Annotated in this window: 23 protein-coding genes; 5 read left to right on the top strand and 18 right to left on the bottom strand. The window is 55.0% G+C overall.

Annotation, left to right across the window (positions count from 1 at the left end; translation table 11 throughout):
* Window positions 1-34 precede the first annotated feature (34 nt).
* On the top strand, window positions 35-346 hold the full coding sequence (locus tag ADJ24_RS13085) for an MGMT family protein (RefSeq protein ID WP_023310586.1): 312 nt from the start codon (window positions 35-37) through the stop codon (window positions 344-346).
* 33 nt (window positions 347-379) lie between these two features.
* Here ADJ24_RS13085 and ADJ24_RS13080 read toward each other — a convergent pair whose 3' ends face one another.
* The gene (locus ADJ24_RS13080) at window positions 380-907 is read right to left on the bottom strand and encodes a YbaY family lipoprotein (RefSeq protein ID WP_008503301.1); all 528 of its coding nucleotides are present in this window, start codon (window positions 905-907) and stop codon (window positions 380-382) included.
* A 200-nt stretch (window positions 908-1107) separates the two neighbouring features.
* Here ADJ24_RS13080 and tesB point away from each other — a divergent pair, with 200 nt between their 5' ends.
* Window positions 1108-1968 (top strand): acyl-CoA thioesterase II, encoded by an 861-nt coding sequence (tesB, locus tag ADJ24_RS13075; RefSeq protein ID WP_023310585.1) that lies wholly within the window; start codon window positions 1108-1110, stop codon window positions 1966-1968.
* A 189-nt stretch (window positions 1969-2157) separates the two neighbouring features.
* Here tesB and amtB read toward each other — a convergent pair whose 3' ends face one another.
* From amtB to ADJ24_RS13050, 5 genes are all read right to left on the bottom strand, one after another.
* The gene (amtB, locus tag ADJ24_RS13070; protein ID WP_023310584.1) at window positions 2158-3447 is read right to left on the bottom strand and encodes an ammonium transporter AmtB; all 1290 of its coding nucleotides are present in this window, start codon (window positions 3445-3447) and stop codon (window positions 2158-2160) included.
* A 35-nt stretch (window positions 3448-3482) separates the two neighbouring features.
* Window positions 3483-3821, bottom strand: coding sequence for a P-II family nitrogen regulator (gene glnK, locus ADJ24_RS13065; RefSeq protein WP_008503304.1), 339 nt, complete (start codon window positions 3819-3821; stop codon window positions 3483-3485).
* A gap of 220 nt (window positions 3822-4041) precedes the next feature.
* A complete protein-coding gene (locus tag ADJ24_RS13060; protein ID WP_023310583.1) occupies window positions 4042-5823 on the bottom strand; it encodes a SmdB family multidrug efflux ABC transporter permease/ATP-binding protein in 1782 nt (593 codons plus the stop codon).
* Window positions 5816-7588, bottom strand: a complete 1773-nt coding sequence (locus ADJ24_RS13055; RefSeq protein WP_023310582.1) for a SmdA family multidrug ABC transporter permease/ATP-binding protein — start codon at window positions 7586-7588, stop codon at window positions 5816-5818. Before ADJ24_RS13055 ends, ADJ24_RS13060 begins: the two co-directional genes overlap by 8 nt.
* A gap of 30 nt (window positions 7589-7618) precedes the next feature.
* Window positions 7619-8077 (bottom strand): Lrp/AsnC family transcriptional regulator, encoded by a 459-nt coding sequence (locus tag ADJ24_RS13050; protein ID WP_023310581.1) that lies wholly within the window; start codon window positions 8075-8077, stop codon window positions 7619-7621.
* Between the two features lie 112 nt (window positions 8078-8189).
* Between ADJ24_RS13050 and ADJ24_RS13045 the strand changes: the two genes are divergently transcribed.
* Window positions 8190-9239, top strand: coding sequence for a PLP-dependent cysteine synthase family protein (locus ADJ24_RS13045; RefSeq protein ID WP_023310580.1), 1050 nt, complete (start codon window positions 8190-8192; stop codon window positions 9237-9239).
* Window positions 9240-9279: 40 nt separating this feature from the next.
* Here the strand turns inward: ADJ24_RS13045 and cof are convergent, their stop codons facing one another.
* On the bottom strand, window positions 9280-10098 hold the full coding sequence (gene cof, locus ADJ24_RS13040; RefSeq protein WP_023310579.1) for an HMP-PP phosphatase: 819 nt from the start codon (window positions 10096-10098) through the stop codon (window positions 9280-9282).
* Window positions 10099-10199: 101 nt separating this feature from the next.
* Between cof and ADJ24_RS13035 the strand changes: the two genes are divergently transcribed.
* Both ADJ24_RS13035 and queC read left to right on the top strand, forming a co-directional pair.
* Window positions 10200-11900 (top strand): SgrR family transcriptional regulator, encoded by a 1701-nt coding sequence (locus ADJ24_RS13035; protein ID WP_023310578.1) that lies wholly within the window; start codon window positions 10200-10202, stop codon window positions 11898-11900.
* Window positions 11901-11966: 66 nt separating this feature from the next.
* Entirely contained in the window at window positions 11967-12662 is a 696-nt protein-coding gene (gene queC, locus ADJ24_RS13030; RefSeq protein WP_023310577.1) for a 7-cyano-7-deazaguanine synthase QueC, read from the top strand.
* Between the two features lie 2 nt (window positions 12663-12664).
* Here the strand turns inward: queC and ADJ24_RS13025 are convergent, their stop codons facing one another.
* From ADJ24_RS13025 to bolA, 11 genes are all read right to left on the bottom strand, one after another.
* A complete protein-coding gene (locus ADJ24_RS13025; RefSeq protein WP_023310576.1) occupies window positions 12665-12994 on the bottom strand; it encodes a DNA-binding protein in 330 nt (109 codons plus the stop codon).
* Entirely contained in the window at window positions 12966-13331 is a 366-nt protein-coding gene (locus ADJ24_RS13020) for a type II toxin-antitoxin system RelE/ParE family toxin (RefSeq protein ID WP_023310575.1), read from the bottom strand. The genes ADJ24_RS13025 and ADJ24_RS13020 overlap by 29 nt, the downstream gene beginning before the upstream one ends.
* A 48-nt stretch (window positions 13332-13379) precedes the next feature.
* Window positions 13380-13778 (bottom strand): YbgC/FadM family acyl-CoA thioesterase, encoded by a 399-nt coding sequence (locus tag ADJ24_RS13015; protein ID WP_023310574.1) that lies wholly within the window; start codon window positions 13776-13778, stop codon window positions 13380-13382.
* Between the two features lie 99 nt (window positions 13779-13877).
* A complete protein-coding gene (locus ADJ24_RS13010) occupies window positions 13878-14258 on the bottom strand; it encodes a helix-hairpin-helix domain-containing protein (protein WP_023310573.1) in 381 nt (126 codons plus the stop codon).
* A 148-nt stretch (window positions 14259-14406) separates the two neighbouring features.
* Window positions 14407-16278: a peptidylprolyl isomerase gene (ppiD, locus tag ADJ24_RS13005; protein WP_048702609.1), complete on the bottom strand. Its 1872-nt coding sequence runs from the start codon at window positions 16276-16278 to the stop codon at window positions 14407-14409.
* Window positions 16279-16490: 212 nt separating this feature from the next.
* A complete protein-coding gene (gene hupB, locus ADJ24_RS13000) occupies window positions 16491-16763 on the bottom strand; it encodes a nucleoid-associated protein HU-beta (RefSeq protein ID WP_002444653.1) in 273 nt (90 codons plus the stop codon).
* Between the two features lie 210 nt (window positions 16764-16973).
* Window positions 16974-19328: an endopeptidase La gene (gene lon / locus ADJ24_RS12995; RefSeq protein WP_023310571.1), complete on the bottom strand. Its 2355-nt coding sequence runs from the start codon at window positions 19326-19328 to the stop codon at window positions 16974-16976.
* A gap of 182 nt (window positions 19329-19510) precedes the next feature.
* Window positions 19511-20785 (bottom strand): ATP-dependent protease ATP-binding subunit ClpX, encoded by a 1275-nt coding sequence (gene clpX / locus ADJ24_RS12990; RefSeq protein ID WP_023310570.1) that lies wholly within the window; start codon window positions 20783-20785, stop codon window positions 19511-19513.
* Between the two features lie 126 nt (window positions 20786-20911).
* Complete coding sequence (gene clpP / locus ADJ24_RS12985) at window positions 20912-21535, bottom strand: ATP-dependent Clp endopeptidase proteolytic subunit ClpP (protein ID WP_010428105.1); 624 nt, start codon at window positions 21533-21535, stop codon at window positions 20912-20914.
* 260 nt (window positions 21536-21795) lie between these two features.
* On the bottom strand, window positions 21796-23094 hold the full coding sequence (tig, locus tag ADJ24_RS12980; protein ID WP_023310569.1) for a trigger factor: 1299 nt from the start codon (window positions 23092-23094) through the stop codon (window positions 21796-21798).
* A gap of 330 nt (window positions 23095-23424) precedes the next feature.
* Window positions 23425-23742: a transcriptional regulator BolA gene (gene bolA, locus ADJ24_RS12975; RefSeq protein WP_021241655.1), complete on the bottom strand. Its 318-nt coding sequence runs from the start codon at window positions 23740-23742 to the stop codon at window positions 23425-23427.
* Between the last annotated feature and the right edge of the window lie 289 nt (window positions 23743-24031).

The following is a 24031-nucleotide window of genomic DNA, read 5'->3' as shown; positions in this document are numbered from 1 at the left end:
CATAGCTTTCCAGACACTCCCTACAGGTAAAGGTATGGACGAAAACGACTCCTTTCCACAGCGCGTATGGCAAATCGTGGCCTCAATCCCGGAAGGCTACGTCACCACCTATGGTGATGTCGCGCGTCTGGCCGGTTCCCCGCGCGCGGCGCGACAGGTTGGAGGCGTCCTGAAACGGCTGCCGGAAGGCAGTACGCTGCCCTGGCATCGAGTGGTGAATCGTCATGGCGCCATTTCGCTCACCGGGCCGGATCTTCAGCGTCAGCGTCAGGCGTTACTTTCAGAAGGGGTGCAGGTGTCAGGGTCGGGTCAGATCGATTTGCAGAAGTTTCGCTGGGTGTATTGACCCCTCTCCCGGAGGAGAGGGGAAATGCAGAAATTACATCTGAGTCGGTGGGGTTGGCAGGGACGGCTGATTGGTCTGCGGTGCGACCGGCACTTCGGTCTGCTGTACCGGCACCAGGTTCAGGTCGATTTTTGTCCCACCGTTGTTGATCGCTTCCTGGACCGTATCGGTGATAAACACCAGCTTGCCGTTGATGGTTACCGCTGCGCTCAGCAGGATACGGGCGTTAGGCTGCACGTCCGACGGGTTATACGGCAACACGAAGCTAAACGGCGCCTGCTTGCCTTCAGTACGAACGGCACGCTGGGCCACCACTTTCGACGGTGCGTCGGCCAGAGAAGCATCAGACAGCGTTACGGTTAATACCGCATCCGGCGGCAGCGCAACTTTCTGTTTAATCCAGATGGTACCGGAAACATTAGGCTGCTGAATGGATTGCTGTGAAAGGGTATTAATCCCGTTCGGGTCGGCTGCTGGTACCGGCACCTGGGCACTCTTACCGGCACAGGCGGACAACGCCACCGCAATAGCTACACCACTTAGCATGGGCACGAGTTTCATTGAAGTCTCCTTATCAATGCACCAGCGGGATCGATCCCATCCGATGTCGTTTCAATCACATAACGTATCTAAGTGTGGCACAGATCACCGATTTATGCCTGAAAACGTGCCGATATTCAGATTATTCTACCCATCGGACCACTTTCATTTCTGCGTTATACTCTGCCTATCTTTCGCTACGGCGTTTATTGAGGACAACTATGAGTCAGGCACTGAACAATCTGCTGACATTACTGAATCTGGAAAAAATTGAGGAAGGACTCTTTCGCGGACAGAGCGAAGATCTCGGCTTACGCCAGGTTTTCGGGGGGCAAGTCGTCGGACAGGCACTGTACGCAGCAAAGGAGACTGTCCCGGCAGACCGTCTGGTGCATTCATTCCACAGCTACTTCTTACGCCCTGGCGATAGCGCAAAACCGATTGTGTATGACGTTGAAGTCCTGCGAGACGGCAACAGCTTCAGCGCACGCCGCGTAGCGGCCATTCAGAGCGGCAAGCCGATCTTTTACATGACCGCCTCTTTCCAGGCGCCGGAACCCGGCTACGAACATCAAAAAGTGATGCCCCCGGCTCCGTCACCCGACTCTTTAAAATCAGAGACGGATATCGCCCGCGCGCTGGCGCATCTGCTTCCGCCGCAGGTCAAAGAGAAGTTTCTCTGCGATAAGCCGCTGGAGATCCGCCCGGTTGAGTTCCACAACCCGATGAAAGGCCATACCGCCGAGCCGAAGCGCCAGGTCTGGATCCGGGCTAACGGGACCGTGCCGGAAGATTTCCGCGTGCATCAGTATCTGCTGGGCTATGCGTCAGATTTCAACTTCCTGCCGGTGGCGCTGCAGCCGCACGGCGTTGGTTTCCTGGAAAAAGGGATGCAGGTTGCGACGATCGATCACTCCATGTGGTTCCACCGTCCGTTCAACATGAATGAGTGGCTGCTTTACAGCGTGGAGAGTACGTCAGCGTCGAGCGCGCGTGGGTTTGTGCGTGGGGAGTTTTATACTCAGGACGGCGTGCTGGTCGCGTCTACGGTGCAGGAAGGGGTAATGCGTAATCGCGGGTGATTGTGTACAGCCTGATGCCCTCACCCTGACCCTCTCCCACCGGGAGAGGGAATAGACATTAAAAACGGCAACCGAAGTTGCCGTTTTGCTTTTGCCTTGTGCGGCCTGATGCCCTCACCCTTCCCCTCTCCCATGGGGAGAGGGAATAAACATTAAAAACGGCAACCGAAGTTGCCGTTTTGCTGTTTATCAGGCGTTATACGCATTCTCGCCGTGGCTGTTGACGTCCAGACCTTCGCGTTCCTGCTCTTCCGGTACGCGCAGACCCACCGTCATATCCGCCAGCTTATAGCCAATGAAAGCGACAACGGCAGACCAGACAACGGTGATTGCAATACTTTCCAGCTGCACCAGCACCTGATGAACCATGGTCACGCCTTCTGCGTAGCCCACGCCACCGAGCGATTTCGCGGCGAAGATACCGGTCATGATACAACCCACGATACCGCACACGCCGTGAACACCAAACACATCGCATGGGTCGTCAACGCGCAGCACACGTTTCAGTGCGGTCACGCCCCACAGACCCGCCAGACCGGACACCAGGCCGACCAGCAGCGCGCCACCCACGCCGACATAACCACACGCTGGCGTAATGCCAACCAGACCGGCAATGGCACCCGAACAGGCACCCAGCAGAGACGGTTTACCGCGTACAGCCCACTCGCCAAACACCCAGGAGAGGATTGCACCGGCCGTGGCCACAACGGTGTTCACGAAGGCCAGCGCGGCGATTTCGTTTGCTGCACTTGCCGAGCCGGCGTTGAAGCCAAACCAGCCAAAGTAGAGGATAGCCGTACCGGTAAACACCATCGGCAGGTTGTGCGGTTTGAACGCTTCTTTACCGAAGCCCACGCGTTTGCCAATCAGGTAGGCGCCCACCAGGCCCGCTACCGCGGCGTTGATGTGTACAACGGTACCGCCCGCGAAGTCCAGCGCGCCGTGCGTTGCCAGCAGACCGCCACCCCAGACCATGTGCGCAATCGGCACATAGGAGAGCGTCATCCAGACCACCACGAAGATCAGCACGGCAGAGAAACGAATACGCTCGGCGAGCGCGCCCACAATCAGCCCGACGGTAATACAGGCGAAGGAGCCCTGGAACGCAACGTGGATATACTGATAGAAGCTGCCCATCAGCGCGGTCAGCTCAATATTTTTCAGCATCACCCAGTCGAAGTTACCAAAGAACGCGTTGCCCGTGCCGAACGCCAGCGAGTAACCGTAAACCACCCACAGCACGCAGACCAGTGCGAACGTCACGGCTACCTGCGTCAGCATGGAGAGAACGTTTTTGCCACGGATCAGGCCGCCGTAGAACAGCGCAATGCCCGGAATTGACATGAACAGAACCAGCGCGGTGCTGATCATCATAAAGGCGTTATCGGCTTTGTCGACCACCGCAGGGGTAGCAGCCAGCGCCAGGCCCGGCAGCAGCGCCAGCGAACCCAGACCCGTTTTGAGTGTTGCTATCTTCATTTTCTCGATCCCTATCACTGTGTGCCAGGCGTTATTTACAATGCCGCTTCGTCAGATTCGCCGGTACGGATGCGAATGACGCGCTGCAGTTCGGCAACGAAAATTTTGCCGTCGCCAATTTTTCCGGTATAGGCCGCTTTGCTAATGACATCAATGACTTCATCAAGCTGATCGTCAGCAATCGCGACATCAATTTTTACTTTTGGCAGAAAGTTAACGCTGTATTCCGCCCCGCGATAAAGCTCGGCATGCCCCTTCTGACGACCAAAGCCTTTCACTTCGGTGACAGTCAGTCCCTGAATACCCATTGAAGACAACGCTTCACGCACGTCTTCGAGTTTGAATGGTTTGATTACAACCGTAACCAGCTTCATAGATCCCCTCCAGTCAGAATTCGGTAATGGCCGCAGCTTACGCAGAAGGTATTGCAAGGGGTGTGCCAGAAATGAAAACCAGGGGGAAAAGCGGCATAACGAGCGTTGCACGGTTCTGGTTAACGAACCGGTGAAAAAAAACGCACCATGCTGGTGCAGGGTGCGTTTCCGTTTTGCACCAACAGGAATGACTGTTAGCGCGTCGCCTCATTTTGGTGCATCAGGCGATAAGCGACTCTTCATCGCGCACGCTGGCCGCCAGCTCTTCGCCCGCCAGCTGCAGCTGGTACATCTGCCAGTAGCGCCCTTTTGCTTCCAGCAGTTCACGGTGGGTACCGCGTTCAACGGCCTGTCCGCGATGCAGCACCAGAATGGTATCGGCATCGACGATGGTGGAAAGACGGTGGGCAATCACCACCAGCGTCGTATGGTCGCGTACCGCGGCCAGCGCCTGCTGGATGGCCTGCTCGGTGCCGGAGTCAATACTGGCAGTGGCTTCATCCAGAATCAGGATCTGCGGGGTTTCAATCAGCACCCGCGCCAGCGCCAGAAGCTGCTTTTGACCGACGGAGAGATTGTTCCCTTGCTCGCCCAGTTTGGTATTGATCCCATCGCTAAACCCGCGCGCCAGCTCTGCCAGCTGCACTTTTTCCAGCACGTCCCAGACCTGCTCCAGGGAGTAGTCTCGGCCAAGGGTCACGTTCGCGTAGAAAGTATCGGCCAGCACGACCGGATCCTGCTGCACCATCGCGACGCCTTTACGCAACACGGTGTGGCTGAGAGACGCGAGCGGGCGCCCGTCGAGGCGGATTTCGCCGTGCGTGACCGGGTAATAGCCCATCAACAGGCTGGCAAGCGTGCTCTTACCGCTGCCGGTATGCCCCACCAGCGCCACGAAACCGCGCGACGGAACGTCAAGCGTGATGTCCTGCAGCACCAGCCGGTCTTCGCGATAGGCAAACGATACGTTATCAAAGGCGATAGTCCCGCTTTGCAGAGGACGCTCGTCATTGCCGTAGGCCTGGCGCGGCCTGTCCATCAGCTCAAACACGCGCTCACCGGCGACCACCGCCTGCTGCAGCATCGATTGCTGGGTGGTAAGCTCTATCAACGGCTCGTTAAGGCGTCCGAGATAGCTGATAAAGGCGTACAGCACGCCCACTTCAATCGTACCGTTTGAGCTCAGCCCAAAGAGCATCAGCAGCCCGCAAAGCACCAGCGCCGAGAAAAGGCTCAGCAGCGGACGCAGCAGGAAACCATCAAGCCGCAGCGTCTGCATACGCGCCATGTAGTGCGAACGGCTGGCTTCCCCCATGCGTTCGCCAAAGCGGGCCTGCTGGCGGAACTGCTGGATGACGCTCATGCCGTTGATCACTTCGTTGAAGCCATCGTTGATGTCGGCCAGATACGCGCGCACCCGACGCACGATTGGCGTGCTGTAGCGCTGGTAAATGACCATGACAATCAGCACCGCCGGGAAGATGGTGATCGCCACCAGCGCCATGCGCCAGTCAAGGCTGAACATCGCCACCAGCATCGCGCCAATCAGCGCCGCGCTGCGTAACACCGTCGCGACCACGGTAACGTACAGATCGCGGATCACCTCGGTATCGTTGGTCACGCGCGAAATCACCTGCCCGACCGGCTGGATATCAAACTCGCTGAGCGGCTGGCGAAGCGCCGCGTCCATCACATCCGTACGCAGCTGCTGAACAACGCCCACGGCTGCGCGGTTAAACAGCAGCGACTGAGCATAGTGCAGCCCTGCCGCCGCCAGCTGCAGGCCAACGTAGGCCACGCCTAAGCCCGCCACCAGCCCCAGCGGAAGGTAGCTTTTGGCGACCATGTTGTCGATAAAATAGCTGATGAGCAGCGGACCGCTCACCTCAGCAATCGCCGCAATCCAGAGTAAAAGCACGGCCACGGAGAGCGGTTTACGCCACGGCGAGCCGTAGGCCAGCAGACGTTTGAGCGTCGGCCACATCGTTCCGAGCTTACGCATTGGCGGCCTCCTCATCCTGCTCCGGCGCATCGTCCAGCGCCGCCTCAAGCTGTTGATAGCGGTACATATCGCGATACCAGCCCGGCTGCTCGGCAAGCGTTTCATGCTGCCCGCGCTGGGCAATGTGCCCGTGCTGTAAGACCACAATTTCGCTGGCTTCGGTGAGCGCCGACAAACGGTGGGCGCTGATAATCACCGTGCGTCCGTCACCCCACTGGCGAAGGTTATGCAGGATCTGATGCTCGGTACGGCCGTCCACGGCGGAAAGCGCATCATCCAGGATCAGAATTTCAGCATTCAGCAGCAGCGCGCGGGCAATCGAGATACGCTGCTTTTGCCCACCGGACAGCATAACGCCGCGTTCCCCGACTTCCGTTTCGTACCCCTGCGGCAGACGCAAAATATCATCATGTACGCTGGCCAGACGCGCCACATGTTCAATCTCGTCCTGCGTCGCTCCGGGGCGTCCCAGGGCAATGTTGTTCGCCACGGTGTCCGAAAATAAAAACGGCGTCTGGCTGACGACCGCCAGGCGACCGCGCCACTCGTCCAGCAGCAGTCTGGTCAGGGGAATATCGTGGAAGCGGATATCGCCTTCGGTGACGTCAAAGTGGCGCTGAAGCAGAGAGAGCACGGTACTTTTGCCGGATCCCGTCGGGCCGCAGATGCCCAGCATTTGCCCTGGCTGCAGAGTAAAGCTGACGTTCTCCAGCACCGAATGCTCCGTATGCGGATAGACAAACTTGCGGACATCGACGGTCATGACGCCGCGCCCTTCCGGTAGGGCTTCGCTACCGTCGATGACCACCGGCGCTTCGGCCAGCATGGCGCGAATGCGGCTGTAGGCGGCGCTGCCGCGCTCCACGATGTTAAACATCCAGGCCAGCGCCAGCATCGGCCAGATCATGAGTCCCAGATACATCGCAAAGCTGGTCAATTGCCCCAGGGTAAGCGTGCCCTGCACCACCATCCAGCTTCCGCCGCCAATGGCCAGCATATTTGCCATGCCGATTGCGATATAAATCGTCGGGTCAAAACGGGCGTCGATACGCGCGACGCGCATGTTTTTCGCCCCCGTGTCTGCCGCATCGGCGGCAAACAGCGCAGACTGACGGTCTTCCAGACCAAACGCTTTGATCATGCGGATGCTGGTCATGCTCTCCTGGGTGCGATCGTTCAGCGACGAAAACGCCGCCTGCGCCAGCTTGAAGCGCTCGTGCAGCTGTTCGCCATAGCGATTGATCGCCAGCGCCATGATCGGCATCGGCAGCAGGGCAAGCAGGGTCAGCTGCCAGCTGATCTGTGTGGACATCACGATCAGCACCGCGCAGCCCATCACCAGCGAGTCCACCAGCGTCAGCACCCCTTCCCCGGCGGCAAAGACCACGCGATCGACGTCGTTCGTCGCGCGGGCGATGAGATCCCCGGTGCGATGACGCAGATAAAATTCGGGATGCTGTCGGCTCAGCTGGCGGTAAAAATCTTCACGCAGCTCAACGGCCAGCTGATAGGACGCACCAAACAGCAGCACGCGCCAGACGTAGCGCAGCAGATAAACAATGACCGCCGTCAGCACCAGCGTGCCGACCCACATCAACACCCGTGCGGTGGTGTAATGCTGTTCGGTGACGCCATCCACGACGTATCCCACCACTTTCGGCGGGATCAGCTGCAGGATGGCAATAATAATAAGCAGGGCGACTGCACCGAGGTAGCGTTGCCACTCCCGACGAAAGTACCAGCTTAATTGGGCAAATAATCGCACGCGGTTTGTTCCTGAAGGTATTTTACGAAGTTATTCAATGGGTAATGCTGTGGTGTATTTAATCTGTTCCATGGCGAAGCTTGAGGTGACGTCCGACAAACCCGGGACGCTGTTCACCAGCCGCTTGTAGAAATCATCATAGCGCTTCATGTCGGCCACCTGGACGCGCATCAGGTAATCATACTCTCCGGCCATACGCCAGAAACCGAGCACCTCGGGCATCTCAGACACCTGAGTAACGAAGCGGCAATACCACTCGCTGCTGTGATGCTGGGTTTTTATCAGCACAAATGCCGTCAGCCCAAGCCCCAGTTTTTCGGGATCTAACAACGCGACGCGCCCCAGAAGAATGCCGTCATCTTCCAGCTTCTTAAGGCGCTTCCAGCACGGAGTGGTGGTCAGATTAACGGCATCTGCCAGCGCCTGCAAAGAGAGGGTACAGTCATTTTGCAGCAATGAAAGGAGCTTGCGGTCAATTTTATCTAGCATACCCACCTCACAGAGAAAATTTTTCTCTCTTCATTCTATTTTAAAGGCCAGATAGCAACAATTTTTTCTGTGCTTTTCGCTATCCTAGGCACAAAATGACAAACGGATAACGATGATGAATAGCACCTGGGTTAAACATGCGATCAGCGAAATCAATGCCGACTATCAGCGCTCGGCGGATACGCATCTGATTCGCCTTTCCCTGCCGGGATTTGACGGCATTCAGCTCTATCTGAAAGATGAAAGCACTCATCCCACCGGCAGCCTGAAGCATCGCCTGGCGCGTTCGCTGTTTTTATACGGTTTATGTAACGGCTGGATCAAAGAAGGCACCACTATTATTGAATCTTCGTCCGGTTCAACGGCGGTGTCCGAAGCCTATTTCGCCCGCCTGCTGGGCCTGCCGTTTATCGCGGTGATGCCGTCCTGCACCGCAAAACGCAAAATCGAACAGATCGAATTTTACGGCGGACGCTGCCACTTTGTGGAAAGCGCCTGCGAAATCTACGCCGCCTCCGAAATGCTGGCCCGCGAGCTGAACGGCCACTATATGGACCAGTTCACCTTCGCCGAGCGCGCGACGGACTGGCGCGGCAATAACAACATTGCCGACAGCATTTTCCGCCAGATGACCCACGAACCGCATCCGGTTCCGTCGTACATCGTCATGAGCGCCGGTACCGGCGGCACGTCAGCCACGATTGGGCGCTACATCCGCTGCCAGGGCTACGATACCCAACTGATGGTGGTTGACCCGCAGAACTCCGTGTTCCTCGACTACTGGCAAAACCGCGATGCCGGTCTGCGCAGCCCGGTGGGCAGTAAAATTGAAGGTATTGGCCGCCCGCGCGTGGAGCCCTCTTTCATCCCCGACGTCGTGGATGAGATGATGCGCGTGCCGGATGCCGCAAGCGTGGCAACGGCGCACTGGCTGGAAACGCAGCTGGGCCGCAAAGTGGGCGCATCGACGGGCACCAATATGTGGGGCGCACTGCAGCTTGCCGCACGTATGCGCGAAGAGGGCCGCACCGGTTCCATCGTCACGCTGTTGTGCGACAGCGGCGAGCGTTATCTCGAGACCTACTACAATGCGGAGTGGGTGCAGGCCAACATCGGCGATATCGCCCCGTGGAAAGCGCAGATTGCAGACCTGGTGAAATAAAAAAAGCCAGACCGAAGTCTGGCTTGCTGGAAGGGTCTCACTATTCGGGGGAATACGGGAGATTGTTGTTGTCCAGCCAATGCGTCAAAAAATGGGACACTGCTTCATTGCGGCAGTGGCCAATAACCGGCAGATGGGGAAGTTCTGCTTTCAGCTGCGCCATCGCATTCCCCATGATCAGACCGCGACCTACGCTACTCAGCATTTCGCGGTCGTTCATGGCGTCACCAAACGCCATACACTCCTGCAGCGTTAAGCCAAGGTGGTCGCTCAGCACCGCCAGAGCGGAGCCTTTGTTACAGCCCACCGGCAGCACTTCCAGACAATCCACCGCCGAGAAGGTCAGGTGCGCCCGGTCGCCCAGCGCCTCATTCAGCTGAATCCTTAAGCGGCACAGATCGTCATGATCGCCGCAGAAGCAGATCTTGGTTACCGCATGGGCGGGGATCCGACGCAGATCGATAAGCTGGTATTTGAAACCGCTGTAAACATGCGCGTGCAATAATTCCGGGATTTCGCTTCCGGTGAACCAGCCGCGATCGTTAAAGACGTGGACGCTGGCCTGCGTGTCCCAGGTGCTGTGCAGCACGATATCCGCGACTTCCGGGTTGAGATCCTGCCGGTGCAGCACATCCCCTTCTACGGAGTGAATTCGCGTCCCGTTGCCGGTGATCAGAAAGGCGTCGAGGGAGAACGCCCCCAGCAAATGGCGCATCTCCAGCACATGACGCCCGGTGGCAAACGTCAGGGTGACATCACGCTCGCGCAGGCGCTTCAGCGTGTTCAGGGTTTTTTCCCCTAAACGGTGATCCGGCATTAACAGCGTACCGTCCATATCAAATGCAGCGAGCCGAGCCATGATTACTCCCGAAATGTGATGCGGTTAACTTGTGCAACAGTATCGTGTGAGATATACGGAAGTAATAGTGAATAGATGAAAATTATTGTTCCGGGTTTCTTATGCGCCAGCTCAATCGACTTAATCAGTATCACCGCCTGTGGCAGCCTTCCCTGGGGGCAACACAACAGGTCACCATCAGCGAGCTGGCCGCCCGCTGTTTTTGTAGCGAGCGGCATGTCCGAACCCTGCTGCGTCAGGCCCAGGAGGCGGGCTGGCTGAGCTGGCGAGCGCAGTCTGGCCGCGGTAAGCGCGGTGAGCTAACGTTCCATGTCGCCCCGGAGTCACTGCGCAATGCGATGATGGAAGAGGCGCTGAAAAGCGGGCAGCAGCATAACGCGCTGGAACTGGCCCAGCTGGCCCCTGAAGCGCTGCGGTCATTACTTCATCCTTTTTTGGGCGGGCAGTGGCAAAACGACACGCCGACGCTGCGCATCCCCTACTATCGCTCTCTGGAGCCGCTTCAGCCGGGGTTTTTACCGGGCCGGGCAGAGCAGCATCTGGCGGGACAGGTGTTTTCAGGCCTGACGCGTTTTAACGGTAACAGCAGTGAACCCGCGGGCGATATGGCGCATCACTGGGATGTCTCTGCTGACGGCCTGCGCTGGCATTTCTACATTCGCTCCACCCTGCACTGGCATAACGGCGATAAAATAGAAACGGCGCAACTCCAGCGAAGTCTGACAGCGCTGTTGACGCTTCCTGCCCTGCGCACTCTGTTTCAGAGCGTCTTATGTATTGAAACAACGCATCCTCAGTGTCTGACGTTTACGCTGCATCAACCGGACTACTGGCTGCCGCACAGGCTGGCAACCTACTGTAGCCGCCTGGCGCATCCCGACCATCCTGCGGTTGGCAGTGGCCCCTTTCGGCTGGCCGCTTTTGAGCCCGACCTGGTTCGTCTGGAAAGCCATGAGCAGTATCACCTGAGCCATCCGCTGCTCAAAGCCATCGAATACTGGATCACTCCCCAGCTTTTTGATTACAGCCTGGGCACCAGCTGTCGTCACCCGGTGCAAATCGCGATCGGCGAGGCCGACGAGCTCGAAAGTCTGCGGCTGGTAAGCAGCAGCACCAGCCTGGGGTTCTGCTACCTCACGCTAAAACAGAGCGCGCGCCTGAGTGAGATCCAGGCAAAGCGGCTTATCAATATCATTCATCTCTCCAGGCTTCTTCACACACTTCCGCTAAACGAAGGGCTCATCACGCCCACCCAGGAGCTGCTTCCCGGGTGGACCATCCCCGAATGGCCTGATTTATCGGACGTACCCCTCCCTGAAGCGTTGACGCTGGTTTACCATCTCCCTGTTGAGCTTCACACCATGGCCAGCCAGTTGAAGGCATACCTGGCGCTACAGGGGTGTGAACTGACCGTGATCTTTCACGACGCCAAGACGTGGGACGGATGCCTGGAGCTTGCCGATGCAGACATCATGATGGGGGACAGGCTGATTGGCGAAGCGCCGGAATATACGCTTGAACAGTGGCTGCGCTGCGATGCCCTCTGGCCGCACGTTCTTAGCGCTCCGGCTTACGCTCATCTGCAAGCCACGCTGGATGCGGTACAGACACAGGCCGAGGCTCGGGATAGACACGCGGGGCTGCAAGCCATCTTCAACCGGCTAATGGAGAGTGCGGTGCTTACGCCACTCTTTAATTATCAATACCAAATCAGTGCTCCGCCTGGCGTGAATGGTATACGCCTCAACACCCGCGGCTGGTTTGACTTTACCGAAGCCTGGCTGCCCGCTCCCAAATCGTGAAGAAGCTGGTCGCCGTCGTGGTCAGACGGTAACATAACGTTTTTACCGTAACAGTCGAGATGATTTATGAAACGTGCCGTCGTCGTGTTCAGCGGAGGACAAGACTCTACTACCTGCCTGGTCCAGGCCCTTCATCAGTACGATGAAGTTCACTGTGTCACTTTCGATTATGGTCAGCGTCATCGCGCTGAAATCGACGTTGCTCGTGAACTAGCCCTGAAACTGGGCGCACGCGCGCACAAGGTGCTGGACGTTACGCTGTTAAATGAACTGGCCGTGAGCAGCCTCACCCGCGACAGTATTCCTGTGCCAGACTATGAACCCGATGCCAGCGGCATTCCGAATACCTTCGTGCCGGGCCGTAATATCCTCTTCCTGACCCTGACGGCGATCTACGCCTATCAGGTAAAGGCCGAAGCGGTGATCACAGGCGTGTGCGAGACCGACTTCTCCGGCTACCCGGACTGCCGTGATGAGTTCGTGAAAGCGTTAAACCACGCCGTTAATCTGGGGATGGCGAAAGAGACGCGCTTTGAAACTCCGCTCATGTGGCTGGATAAAGCCGAAACCTGGGCGCTGGCGGACTACTGGGGCAAGCTGGACCTTGTTCGCAGCGAAACGCTCACCTGCTATAACGGTATCAAAGGCGACGGTTGCGGCCAGTGTGCGGCCTGTAATCTGCGCGCTAACGGGCTGAACCACTATCTTGCCGATAAATCCGGCGTGATGGCCGCGATGCAGAAAAAAACCGGACTTAAATAGGGCTACTTCACCGTGCTGTCGAACAGTTTCACACCGGCAGCACGGGTGACTTTCATCAGCGTTGTCAGCGTTGGGTTTCCGTTGACTGATAGGGTTCGGTATAGCTGCTGACGGGACAGACCTGCTTTGGCAGCGATTTCACCTATGCCGCCGCGGGATTCGATAACACGTCTTAACGCGATTAAATATGCAGGGATCCCCTGCTCTTCGTAAATCTCATCCAACGCAACCTGCAGATATAGCTGGGCACAGGAAGGGTCTTCACGAAGCATTTTTACGACGGCGTCATCATGGCTGATGGAACTAGAAAATTTTCGTTGGGTCTTGCTCATCCGGTTTATCCTTTTGATGATCTTTCCAGTAATCTATTGCCAGTTTCACATCAGTCTTTTGACTCTTTTTGTCACCGCCGATCAGCAACAACAGGATCTTCCGATGTTGTACCGCAAAATAGATTCGATAGCCGGGACCACAATCAATTTCCAATTCCCAGATACCCTCTCTGAGATATCGGTAATCGCCGAAATTCCCTTTCTCAGCACGGTCAATTCGCAGAAGGATCCGAAACGCTAACTCCGGATCCTTTCGCTTCATCTTCGTTACCCACTCCTCAAACGGTACTTTTCCGTCACGGGTCCGGTAGCGTTCAACGACATAGTCCCTGTCCATTATTCTATCCTTGAAAAATCCTTTTGTCTTTTATAAAAGACAAACTTTCTAAGCGATCATCAACTCCAGCTTTTCCCGCAATTCCCCTTCCAGCGGTAGCGCTTTCTGCGTTTTCAGATCGATACAGACGAACGTGATCAACGCATCTGCGACCATCTGCCCTTCTGGATCGAGCGTCACCACCTGGCTTAAGACCCCGCTTTTGCCATTGATCTGCTGCACCTGGCTGGTGACCGTGAGCACGTCACCCAGCACGGCCGGACGGCGGTAGTTGATGTTGATATTGACGACCACAAACGCGATGTTGTGCGCGGTCAGCCACTGAAAGCTTTCGCTATTTTCCAGCCCGTCCCAGCGCGCTTCTTCAAGAAACTCAAGATAGCGGGCATTGTTCACATGCTGATAAACGTCGAGATGAAAACCGCGTACTTTGATTTTTGTCTGCATAGCGCAATAGCCTTTACTGTTATTGTAGGAAGAGAGGTCATAACTGGTATGACCTCTTTATCCTGGCAAAATTTTGCCGCAGTGCAAGAAATTGCGTAATTACAACGTCAGGTGTGAGAGGTTGCGCTCAACCAGCGCGCTGCCCATGCCCGGCACCTGCCTGAGATCGTCGATCGTTTTGAAAGGACCATACTCTTCGCGGTAGCTGACGATGGCCTGCGCTTTTTTCAGGCCCACGCCATTCATCGCACGGGCGAGATCTTCCGCTGAGGCCGAATTGATACTGACCCGCGTACCGTCATCATCCGCACTTTTACCGGCGTCTGTCGCTTTGGTTTGCCCTTGCACCGGCGCTGCCGCGTCGGACTTGCTCTGGGTAGCTTGTGTTTTGGCGGCGGGGGCCGACGCCATCGCACCCGCACTCATCCCGGTGGTGGCAATAGCCAGCGTAATTAACAGTGCTTTGATTCCACATTTCATGCTGTTATCTCCTTGTTTGTTGACAGCCACGTCACGATAGCCGCCAGTTAAAACCGGCACAAACAGCAGATTGCAGAAATGGAAAAGGCCGCGAAAGCGGCCTTTAGTTTTTGCAGAGCGTTACGAAAATCTGCGAGCAGACACGTAATTACTGCTGCTGAGTCATCACATCACCCAGCTTGATTTTGGCTTCTTTACGCAGGTTGCTCATCATGGCTTCGAAGGCAATCTGAGCATTGTTCTGGGTAATCCACTGAACCATCGCTTTCTTCTGCGCTTCTGGCAGGGTACCGGCTTTCACTTCATCCAGCGCCAGCAGAACGACGTTACCCTGTGCATCGGTGGTGGTGCCGAAGCTTGGCTTGTCCTTGGCAGGCAGCGTCAGACCAAACGCAGCCTGGCTGATTGGGTCCTGGCCGGTACGGCTCAGCGTTTTCGCTTCACCGAAGCTCAGGCCAGCCGCTTTCAGCGCATCTTCTTTACCCGCTTTCAGATCGGACAGAATCTTCTCAGCATCCAGTTTCGCCTGCTGTTCCGCTTTGTTGTGCTTAACCTGAGCGATAACCTGATCCTTCACTTCCGCCAGCGGTTTGACCGCTTCTGGCTTGTGTTCGCTGACGCGCAACACAAACGCACGATCGCCGTCGACGGTAATTATGTCAGAGTTACTGCCCGGCGTGCCGTTCTCACCCACCAGACCACCGTTGAAGATAGCATCAGAAACCGGTTTGAAGTTCAGCTCTTCCGGCAGGTTGTCACGTCCAAACCAGCCCGTTTCAACCGCCTTCACGCCCGCCGCCTGCTCTGCACCTGCCAGAGATTCGTTGTCGTTGCTGGCAGCATCGCTCACCTTCTGCTGCAGCGCGTAATAGGCATCCAGCGCTTTTTCCTGTTTCACTTTCGCTGCGATATCATCGCGAACGTCAGCCAGCGGCTTGGTTTTCGCCGCAGTGATGTCGTCCAGACGCACGACCAGGAAACCAACGGAAGACTTAATAACGCCTGAAAGCTGACCTTTCTCTTTCAGACCGGCATTTTTCAGCTCGTCTGGGGTGGTCGCGTCTTCCAGCCAGCCCATATCACCGCCGTTTTTCGCAGAGATAATGTCGGTGGATTTCGCTTTCGCAACGGTCGCGAAATCAGCGCCTTTGTTCAGCTCATCCAACGCCGCTTTAGCATCGGCCTCAGTTTTCGTCTGAATCACGCTGTAGCGGTTACGCTGCGGCTGAGTGAACTGATCCTGATGCTGATCGTAGTAAGACTGGATTTCAGCATCAGACGCGGTTTCCTGCAGCGCGGCCGCATCCAGCTTGATATAGCTCACGCGGAACTGCTCTGGAGAAACAAAGGAGTTCTTATTCTGCTCGTAGTAAGCGTTAACGTCAGCATCGCTCACCTGCTGTTTCGCGGCAAGGGCGTTCACATCAATGGTCGCTTCACGTACAACGCGCTGCTGCGCCACCAGCGCGGCCAGTTCGTCCGTTTCACCTTTGAGCATGAAATCGGTGCCCACAACGGCATTGATAAGCTGCTGGGTGGTCAGCTGGTTACGCAGCGCCTGAGCGTACTGGTCGGCCGTCATCCCCATCTGATTGACGATGCTGTTGTAACGCGCGTTGTCGAATTTACCGTTAGACTGGAAGGCTTGCGTGGAGAAGATGGCTTTTTTCACCTGCTCATCGCTGATGCCAAGGCCCAGTTTTTTGGCATACTGATCAAGCAGCGCTTCGTCGATAAGACGGTTCAGCGTCTGTTGGCGCAGGGTCTTCATGTACCCTTCGTTCGCCGCCAGTTCAGAGAATTGGTCGCCCAGCTGTTGCTGCATACGGTTACGTTCACCGGCAAAAGCATTCTCGAACTGACCACGGCTGATTTCCTGGCCATTCACTTTTGCGGCGTAGTTTGCGCCACCGCCAATAAGGTAACTGCTCACGCCGGTCAATATGAACGACACGATAATGATACCGAAAATAATCTTGAGCACGAGACTGTTAGCAGCCGTGCGTAAGCTGTCCATCATGGTGTAACAACACTCCGCTGTAGGTGACTGGTTACCTGACGCTGACGGAAAATCCTGCCCGTCGCGCGTGAAGGCGTATTGTGACAAGAAAACGGGGCGATTGTCAGCCCACAACTCGCATAAACTCGCACAAATCAGGTCTGGACAAACAAAAAAGGCACATCAAATGATGCGCCCTTGTACTTTCCGGCTTCCCTGAAACGGGAAAGCAATCAGTTTACTGCGTCTTTCAGCGCTTTACCTGCACGGAAACCCGGCACTTTAGCAGCAGCAATGGTGATCTCTTTACCGGTCTGAGGGTTGCGGCCAGTACGGGCAGCACGCTCTTTAACAGCAAAAGTACCGAAACCTACCAGTGCAACGTCGTCCCCAGCCTGCAGAGATTCAGTAACAGAAGCAATTAAAGCATCTAACGCACGTCCAGCTGCAGCTTTAGAAATATCAGCACCCGCAGCAATTTTGTCAATCAGTTGAGATTTATTCACTGTTCTCTTCCTCTCTTTATAATTTATATCGCGCCTGAATCCTTCACAACGCGACCGCGCAGCAGTTATATCAGGCCTGCCATGACCTTACAACACCCGTTGTTGATGGCTGACCTAATCAGCAATCTAAATTAGCTATACAAAAAAAGGCTGGCAAGTGCGAAATGACTTACCAGCCTTGTTTTTATTGACGCTCTTTGCGCGAGGTCACTATTTTGCGGTTACAACCTGCATTCCGGAGGGTTCATTCTGCAATGCGAGACTGAGAACTTCCTCAATTCGCTTCACAGGATGGATCTGCAGATCGGCAATCACGTTGTCCGGAATCTCTTCCAGATCGCGTTTGTTTTCGTAAGGGATCAATACGGTTTTGATCCCACCGCGGTGTGCCGCCAGCAGTTTTTCTTTTAAACCACCAATCGGCAGAACCTGACCACGCAGCGTGATTTCACCGGTCATTGCCACATCGGCACGCACCGGGTTCCCTGTCAGGCAGGAAACCAGAGCGGTACACATGGCAATACCCGCGCTTGGACCGTCTTTCGGCGTTGCCCCTTCCGGAACGTGCACGTGGATGTCGCGTTTTTCGTAGAAATCCGCGTTGATACCCAGTTTCTCCGCGCGCGCGCGCACCACGGTCAGCGCCGCCTGGATGGATTCCTGCATCACTTCACCCAGCGAGCCGGTGTAGGTAAGTTTGCCTTTACCCGGTACACAGGCGGTTTCGATGGTCAGCAGATCGCCGCCCACTTCCGTCCATGCCAGGCCAGTTACCTGACCAACGCGGTTTTCGTTGTCCGCGCGACCGTAGTCGAAGCGCTGGACGCCGAGATAGGCATGCAGATTGTCGCCGTTAATCACAATGTGTTTCAGGCTCTTATCCAGCAGCAGCTGTTTCACCGCTTTACGACACAGTTTAGAGATTTCACGCTCAAGGCTACGCACCCCCGCTTCACGGGTGTAGTAGCGAATAATGCCGATAATCGCGCTGTCCTCGACGGTCAGCTCGTTGGATTTCAGCGCGTTACGCTCAATCTGTTTCGGCAGCAGGTGCTGCTTAGCGATGTTCAGCTTCTCATCTTCGGTATAACCGGAGAGACGAATCACTTCCATACGGTCCAGCAGCGGGGCCGGAATGTTCATGGAGTTGGAGGTCGCCACGAACATCACGTCGCTCAGGTCGTAGTCCACTTCCAGGTAGTGATCGCTGAACGCCACGTTCTGTTCTGGATCAAGCACTTCCAGCAGTGCAGACGCAGGGTCACCGCGCATGTCAGAAGACATTTTGTCGATCTCGTCGAGCAGGAACAGCGGGTTTTTAACGCCCACTTTCGCCATCTTCTGGATCAGTTTACCCGGCATAGAACCGATGTAGGTACGGCGGTGACCGCGGATTTCCGCTTCATCGCGTACGCCACCCAGCGCCATACGGATATACTTGCGTCCGGTCGCTTTGGCGATGGACTGACCCAGAGAGGTTTTACCCACCCCCGGCGGTCCTACCAGGCACAGAATTGGGCCTTTGATTTTGTTTACACGGCTTTGTACCGCGAGGTACTCAAGAATGCGGTCTTTCACGCGTTCCAGGCCGTAGTGGTCGGTATCCAGGATTTCCTGCGCCTGACGCAGGTCTTTTTTGACCTTGCTGCGGGCGTTCCACGGAACCTGCACCATCCACTCAATGTAGCCGCGTACAACGGTCGCTTCAGCCGACATTGGAGACATCATTTTCAGCTTCTGCAGTTCTGCTTCGGCCTTCTCTTTCGCCTCTTTCGGCATCTTCGCCGCGTCGATCTTACGCTTCAGCGCTTCGTTTTCGTCCGGCGCGTCGTCCATCTCGCCCAGTTCTTTCTGAATGGCCTTCATTTGCTCATTCAGATAGTACTCGCGCTGAGATTTCTCCATCTGCTTTTTGACGCGGTTGCGAATGCGCTTCTCAACCTGCAGCAGATCGATTTCAGACTCCATCATCGCCATCAGGTATTCCAGACGTTCGTTGACGTCGGACATTTCCAGCACGGACTGTTTGTCAGCCAGCTTCAGCGGCATGTGTGCAGCGATGGTGTCCGCCAGACGCGCAGGATCGTCGATGCTGTTCAGCGACGTCAGCACTTCTGGTGGAATTTTCTTGTTCAGCTTGATATAGCCTTCAAACTGGCTAATCGCGGTGCGAACCAGCACTTCCTGTTCGCGCTCATCAAGCTCAGGCGAATCAAGGTACTCTGCCTTTGCAGAGAAGTGCTCGCCGTCATCTGACAGAGTGGTAATACGCGCACGCTGCAGGCCTTCTACCAGCACCTTCACGGTGCCGTCAGGCAGCTTCAGCATCTGCAAAATAGAGGCCACGGTCCCGACGGTGAAAAGATCGTTTACACCCGGCTCATCCGTTGATGCTTCTTTCTGCGCCACCAGCATGATTTTTTTATCATGATCCATGGCGGCTTCGAGGCAACGGATAGATTTTTCCCGCCCTACAAATAAGGGTATGACCATGTGCGGATAAACCACCACATCGCGCAACGGCAATACGGGGATTTCAATGCGTTCAGAACGCTCAGGATTCATAGAGCTCTCTCTTAGTTAGTGTCCGCCAGGTAAGCTGGTCATGTCACTGTGCTTCACATAACCATTAACATGTATCCAGTATATGGGGATGTTTCCCACACATTCAACGCTATGAATACGGAAAAAGTAAAGGGGAGATAAAATCCCCCCTTTTTGATTAACTGCTTGTATGATTTGGTTAATTATTCGCCAGATGCCTGCTGCGCTTCCGGTTTGCCGTAAATCAGCAGCGGCTTGGTTTGGCCGCTAATCACGGACTCGTCAATCACCACTTTCTCAACATCTTCCATCGACGGCAGATCGTACATGGTGTCGAGCAGTGCCGCTTCAACAATTGAACGCAGACCACGCGCACCGGTTTTACGGACCATCGCTTTCTTGGCAATAGCATCCAGCGCTTCGTCACGGAATTCCAGATCAACGCCTTCCAGATTGAACAGCGCCTGATACTGCTTGGTCAGCGCATTTTTCGGCTCTTTCAGGATCTGGATCAGCGCGTCCTCGCTCAGCTCATTCAGCGTTGCCACAACCGGCAGACGGCCGATAAATTCAGGGATCAGACCGAATTTGATCAGATCTTCCGGTTCAACCTGAGACAGCAGTTCGCCTTCGTTCGGTTTTTCGGATGTCGATTTCACCGTAGCGCCAAAACCAATGCCGGAGCCGGTTTCAACACGGTGGGAGATGACTTTGTCCAGACCAGCAAACGCGCCACCACAGATGAACAGGATCTTGGAGGTATCAACCTGCAGGAACTCCTGCTGCGGATGTTTACGACCACCCTGCGGCGGAACGGCGGCAACCGTACCTTCGATCAGCTTCAGCAGTGCCTGCTGTACGCCTTCACCCGATACGTCACGGGTAATGGACGGGTTGTCTGATTTACGGGAGATCTTGTCGATCTCATCGATGTAAACAATCCCGCGCTGGGCTTTCTGTACATCGTAATCGCACTTCTGCAGCAGTTTCTGAATGATGTTTTCGACGTCCTCACCCACATAACCGGCCTCGGTCAGGGTGGTGGCATCCGCCATCGTGAACGGAACATCAAGCAGGCGCGCCAGGGTTTCAGCCAGCAGCGTTTTACCGGAACCGGTTGGGCCGATCAGCAGAATGTTACTTTTACCCAGTTCTACGCCATTGCTGGTGTCGCCGTTACGCAGACGTTTGTAGTGGTTATAGACCGCTACCGCCAGCACTTTCTTGGCCTGCTCCTGTCCGATCACGTAGTCGTCAAGGTGATGACGAATTTCATGCGGCGTTGGCAGCGCGCTGCGCTCACGGTGCGGTGCGACTTCTTTAATCTCTTCGCGAATGATGTCGTTACATAAATCGACACATTCGTCGCAGATATACACGGACGGCCCGGCAATCAGTTTACGCACTTCATGCTGGCTTTTGCCGCAAAAAGAGCAGTACAGCAGTTTGCCCGAACCATCTTTGCGTTTATCTGTCATGAGTCCAAACCTCTTTTTAAGTTCTTTGTGCCGCACATGACGACGCAAATGCCATTCTAAGACGCAAGCTGCAATCAGCAGCGTGCCGCCCTACCTTAGTATAGCGGCACACTCGCGTCGCGGGCATCAATTACGATGGGTCAACACGGAGTCGACTAAGCCGTACTCAACTGCCTCTGGAGCAGAGAGGAAGCGATCGCGCTCGGTATCGCGCTCGATCTGCTCGAGTGGTTGACCCGTATGCTGCGCCATAAGTTCATTCATGCGCGCTTTTACTTTCAGAATTTCACGGGCGTGGATTTCGATATCCGTCGCCTGCCCCTGGTAACCGCCCAGTGGCTGGTGAATCATCACGCGGGAATTTGGCAAGCAGAAACGCTTACCTTTCGCCCCTGCTGTTAACAGGAACGCGCCCATAGATGCAGCCTGACCCATACAGATAGTGCTTACATCAGGCTTGATGAATTGCATGGTGTCATAAATGGACATTCCTGCTGTAATCACGCCACCCGGGGAGTTAATGTACAGGTAAATGTCTTTTTCCGGGTTTTCCGCTTCCAGAAACAGCATCTGCGCCACGATCAGGTTAGCCATGTGGTCTTCCACCTGGCCGGTCAGAAAGATAACGCGTTCCTTGAGCAGACGGGAATAGATATCAAAAGAACGCTCACCACGTGAGGTCTGTTCAATAACCATTGGCACCAGAGCCATATGGGGTGCAAAGTTATCTCGTTCGCCACTGTATGACATTTCCGTCTCCTGGATCAAAATTGAAAACACCTGCTGTACTGATTGTAACCTTACGGACGGATTATCAGCCAGTCTCATTCATCATGATTACGTACTTATGGGGTTCACAGTGCCCTATTTCAAGCATAACAACCTTTTGTTGTTACGCTAACACCGAAAGGGCGTTTTAGCACTCTTCCTGGGCTATCGCTGCGATAAAAAAAACCCGCTGCCGCAAGGCAACGGGTTTTCTGTTCAAACTTTAAACCGTTGGGGCGAAATTACGCCTGCTGGTTCATCAGTTCGTTGAAAGAGGTCGCTTTTTCGGTCACTTTCGCTTTCGCCAGTACCGCTTCAACAGCCTGCTCTTCCAGGGCAACGTTGCGCATGTTGTCCATCAGCTCTTTGTTCTTACCGTAGAACTCGATCACTTCTGATGGATCTTCGTATGCAGAAGCCATCTCTTCGATCAGGCCTTTCACGCGCTCTTCGTCAGCTTTCAGCTCGTGGGTACGAATCACTTCGCCCAGCAGCAGGCCAACAACAACGCGGCGTTTCGCTTGCTCTTCGAACAGCTCGCGTGGCAGTTCCATCGCTTGCTGCTGGTTGCCACCGAAACGCTGTGCAGCCTGACGGCGCAGAACGTCGATTTCGCTGTCGATCAGGGCAGCTGGAACGTCGATTTCGTTGGCTTTCACCAGACCTTCGATCGCCTGAGATTTCACACGGTTACGTACAGCGCCGTTCAGTTCGCGTTCCATGTTCTTACGCACTTCGGTACGCAGACCCGCTACGGAACCATCTTCCACGCCGAAACGCTTGATGAATTCTTCAGTCAGTTCTGGCAGTTCGCGCTCTTCAACTTTCTTCAGGTTGATAGCGAACTTCGCTGCTTTCCCTTTCAGGTTTTCAGCGTGGTACTCTTCCGGGAAGGTCACGTCGATAGTGAACTCTTCGCCAGCCTTGTGGCCTTTGATACCGTCTTCGAAGCCTGGGATCATACGACCCTGGCCCATAGCCAGTACGAAGTCAGACGCTTTACCGCCTTCGAACTCTTCGCCGTCTACAGAACCGGTGAAGTCGATGGTGACACGGTCTTCAGCGTCAACAGCGCCTTCTTTCTCTTTCCAGTTCGCCTGCTGCTTGCGCAGGGTATCCAGCATGCCGTCAACGTCTTCGTCAGTCACGGAAACAACTGGTTTTTCAACTTCGATAGATTCCAGACCTTTCAGCTCAACTTCCGGGTACACTTCGAACTCTACGGAGTAGGTGAAGTCTTCGCCCAGTTTGTATTCGCCTGGAACGTAGTTCGGCGCACCGGCCGGATTGATTTTTTCTTTGATGATCGCATCAATAAAGTTACGGCTCATCAGTTCACCCAGCACATCCTGACGCACGGAAGCGCCATAACGCTGAGCAACAACATTCATTGGTACTTTGCCCTTGCGGAAGCCGTCAATACGTACTTTTTTTGCTACGTTGACCAGCTCGCTTTTCACAGCAGTTTCGATGCTGTCAGCAGCGATAGTAATCGTTACACGGCGGCCAAGGCCTTGAGTGGTTTCAACTGAAACTTGCATCTTGTTACCTCAAAAAAATCACAGTGCTCGGTCAACTCTGAATCTGTCTGTTATACCGGGATGCTCTCTTACTGCAGATTCACATTCCCTGTCGCCAGAATCATCCCGAAGACATTCAATAAGACGCGGCATTATAGCGGCATCACTTAGGTGAGTCGAGAACGGTTGGGGCATGTTGCTGCGGCTTTTTTCACACTTTAAGGCTATTTTTAGCCTTAAAATCGCACCATCCGCTCAAAACTCAAACAAAACAAAACGGCCCGGAGGCCGTTTTGAGGAAATCTGTAAGCAACATACTGGAAAAGCTCCAGCCGTTGCAAATCCGATTTATCAGGCGATAGTGCCTGCACCGCGACAGGGCGGCGATGCGAAAACCGTATCCTGCAGGCCTTCCCATTCCTTAATGGTGTAGGTGTGCAGTGCCAGCGCATGCACGGTCGTGGAGAGTTCTTCCGTCAAGGTGCTGTAGATCAAGCGGTGTCGATTCAGGAAACGTTCTCCCGTGAAGCGATCGCTAACCAGAACCACTTTAAAGTGGCTTTCAGAACCTGCCGGCACGTTATGACGATAGCTTTCGTCGACGACTTCGAGGAACACAGGGTTGAACGCTGCCCTTAATTTATCTTCTATATGCTCACGTATCATCATGAAATTACTCCTCCGACAACGCCAGGATGTCACCCATCCCTTTAAATGTTAGCCGCTTTTACCGTTTCCATTACACCTTGACAACAAATATTTAGCTTTCGTCTGATTTTCTCATTCAAACGAATGAAGTTCACTGTGAGACTCATACGTTTTGTCATACACGGATTGGGAAAAAGGGTGATCTGGTCAGTTTTCGGACAAGGCGATGAATTTACATGCGTTGACCACTTCCCCTCGCCGTTGGCGATGTTATGATGGCGGCAATTTTTCTCTTTATATGCTTACGATT

The organism is Enterobacter sp. 940_PEND (assembly GCF_001059415.1).
GTDB lineage: Bacteria > Pseudomonadota > Gammaproteobacteria > Enterobacterales > Enterobacteriaceae > Enterobacter > Enterobacter cloacae_M.
This window is presented reverse-complemented; position numbering and strand designations above follow the sequence as displayed.

Coding starts and splice junctions, on each gene's coding strand:
- ADJ24_RS13085 (WP_023310586.1), top strand. CDS start 35: ATGGACGAAAACGACTCCTTTCCACAGCGCGTATGGCAAATCGTGGCC.
- ADJ24_RS13080 (WP_008503301.1), bottom strand. CDS start 907: ATGAAACTCGTGCCCATGCTAAGTGGTGTAGCTATTGCGGTGGCGTTG.
- tesB (WP_023310585.1), top strand. CDS start 1,108: ATGAGTCAGGCACTGAACAATCTGCTGACATTACTGAATCTGGAAAAA.
- amtB (WP_023310584.1), bottom strand. CDS start 3,447: ATGAAGATAGCAACACTCAAAACGGGTCTGGGTTCGCTGGCGCTGCTG.
- glnK (WP_008503304.1), bottom strand. CDS start 3,821: ATGAAGCTGGTTACGGTTGTAATCAAACCATTCAAACTCGAAGACGTG.
- ADJ24_RS13060 (WP_023310583.1), bottom strand. CDS start 5,823: ATGCGTAAGCTCGGAACGATGTGGCCGACGCTCAAACGTCTGCTGGCC.
- ADJ24_RS13050 (WP_023310581.1), bottom strand. CDS start 8,077: ATGCTAGATAAAATTGACCGCAAGCTCCTTTCATTGCTGCAAAATGAC.
- ADJ24_RS13045 (WP_023310580.1), top strand. CDS start 8,190: ATGATGAATAGCACCTGGGTTAAACATGCGATCAGCGAAATCAATGCC.
- cof (WP_023310579.1), bottom strand. CDS start 10,098: ATGGCTCGGCTCGCTGCATTTGATATGGACGGTACGCTGTTAATGCCG.
- ADJ24_RS13035 (WP_023310578.1), top strand. CDS start 10,200: ATGCGCCAGCTCAATCGACTTAATCAGTATCACCGCCTGTGGCAGCCT.
- queC (WP_023310577.1), top strand. CDS start 11,967: ATGAAACGTGCCGTCGTCGTGTTCAGCGGAGGACAAGACTCTACTACC.
- ADJ24_RS13025 (WP_023310576.1), bottom strand. CDS start 12,994: ATGAGCAAGACCCAACGAAAATTTTCTAGTTCCATCAGCCATGATGAC.
- ADJ24_RS13020 (WP_023310575.1), bottom strand. CDS start 13,331: ATGGACAGGGACTATGTCGTTGAACGCTACCGGACCCGTGACGGAAAA.
- ADJ24_RS13015 (WP_023310574.1), bottom strand. CDS start 13,778: ATGCAGACAAAAATCAAAGTACGCGGTTTTCATCTCGACGTTTATCAG.
- ADJ24_RS13010 (WP_023310573.1), bottom strand. CDS start 14,258: ATGAAATGTGGAATCAAAGCACTGTTAATTACGCTGGCTATTGCCACC.
- ppiD (WP_048702609.1), bottom strand. CDS start 16,278: ATGATGGACAGCTTACGCACGGCTGCTAACAGTCTCGTGCTCAAGATT.
- lon (WP_023310571.1), bottom strand. CDS start 19,328: ATGAATCCTGAGCGTTCTGAACGCATTGAAATCCCCGTATTGCCGTTG.
- clpX (WP_023310570.1), bottom strand. CDS start 20,785: ATGACAGATAAACGCAAAGATGGTTCGGGCAAACTGCTGTACTGCTCT.
- clpP (WP_010428105.1), bottom strand. CDS start 21,535: ATGTCATACAGTGGCGAACGAGATAACTTTGCACCCCATATGGCTCTG.
- tig (WP_023310569.1), bottom strand. CDS start 23,094: ATGCAAGTTTCAGTTGAAACCACTCAAGGCCTTGGCCGCCGTGTAACG.
- bolA (WP_021241655.1), bottom strand. CDS start 23,742: ATGATGATACGTGAGCATATAGAAGATAAATTAAGGGCAGCGTTCAAC.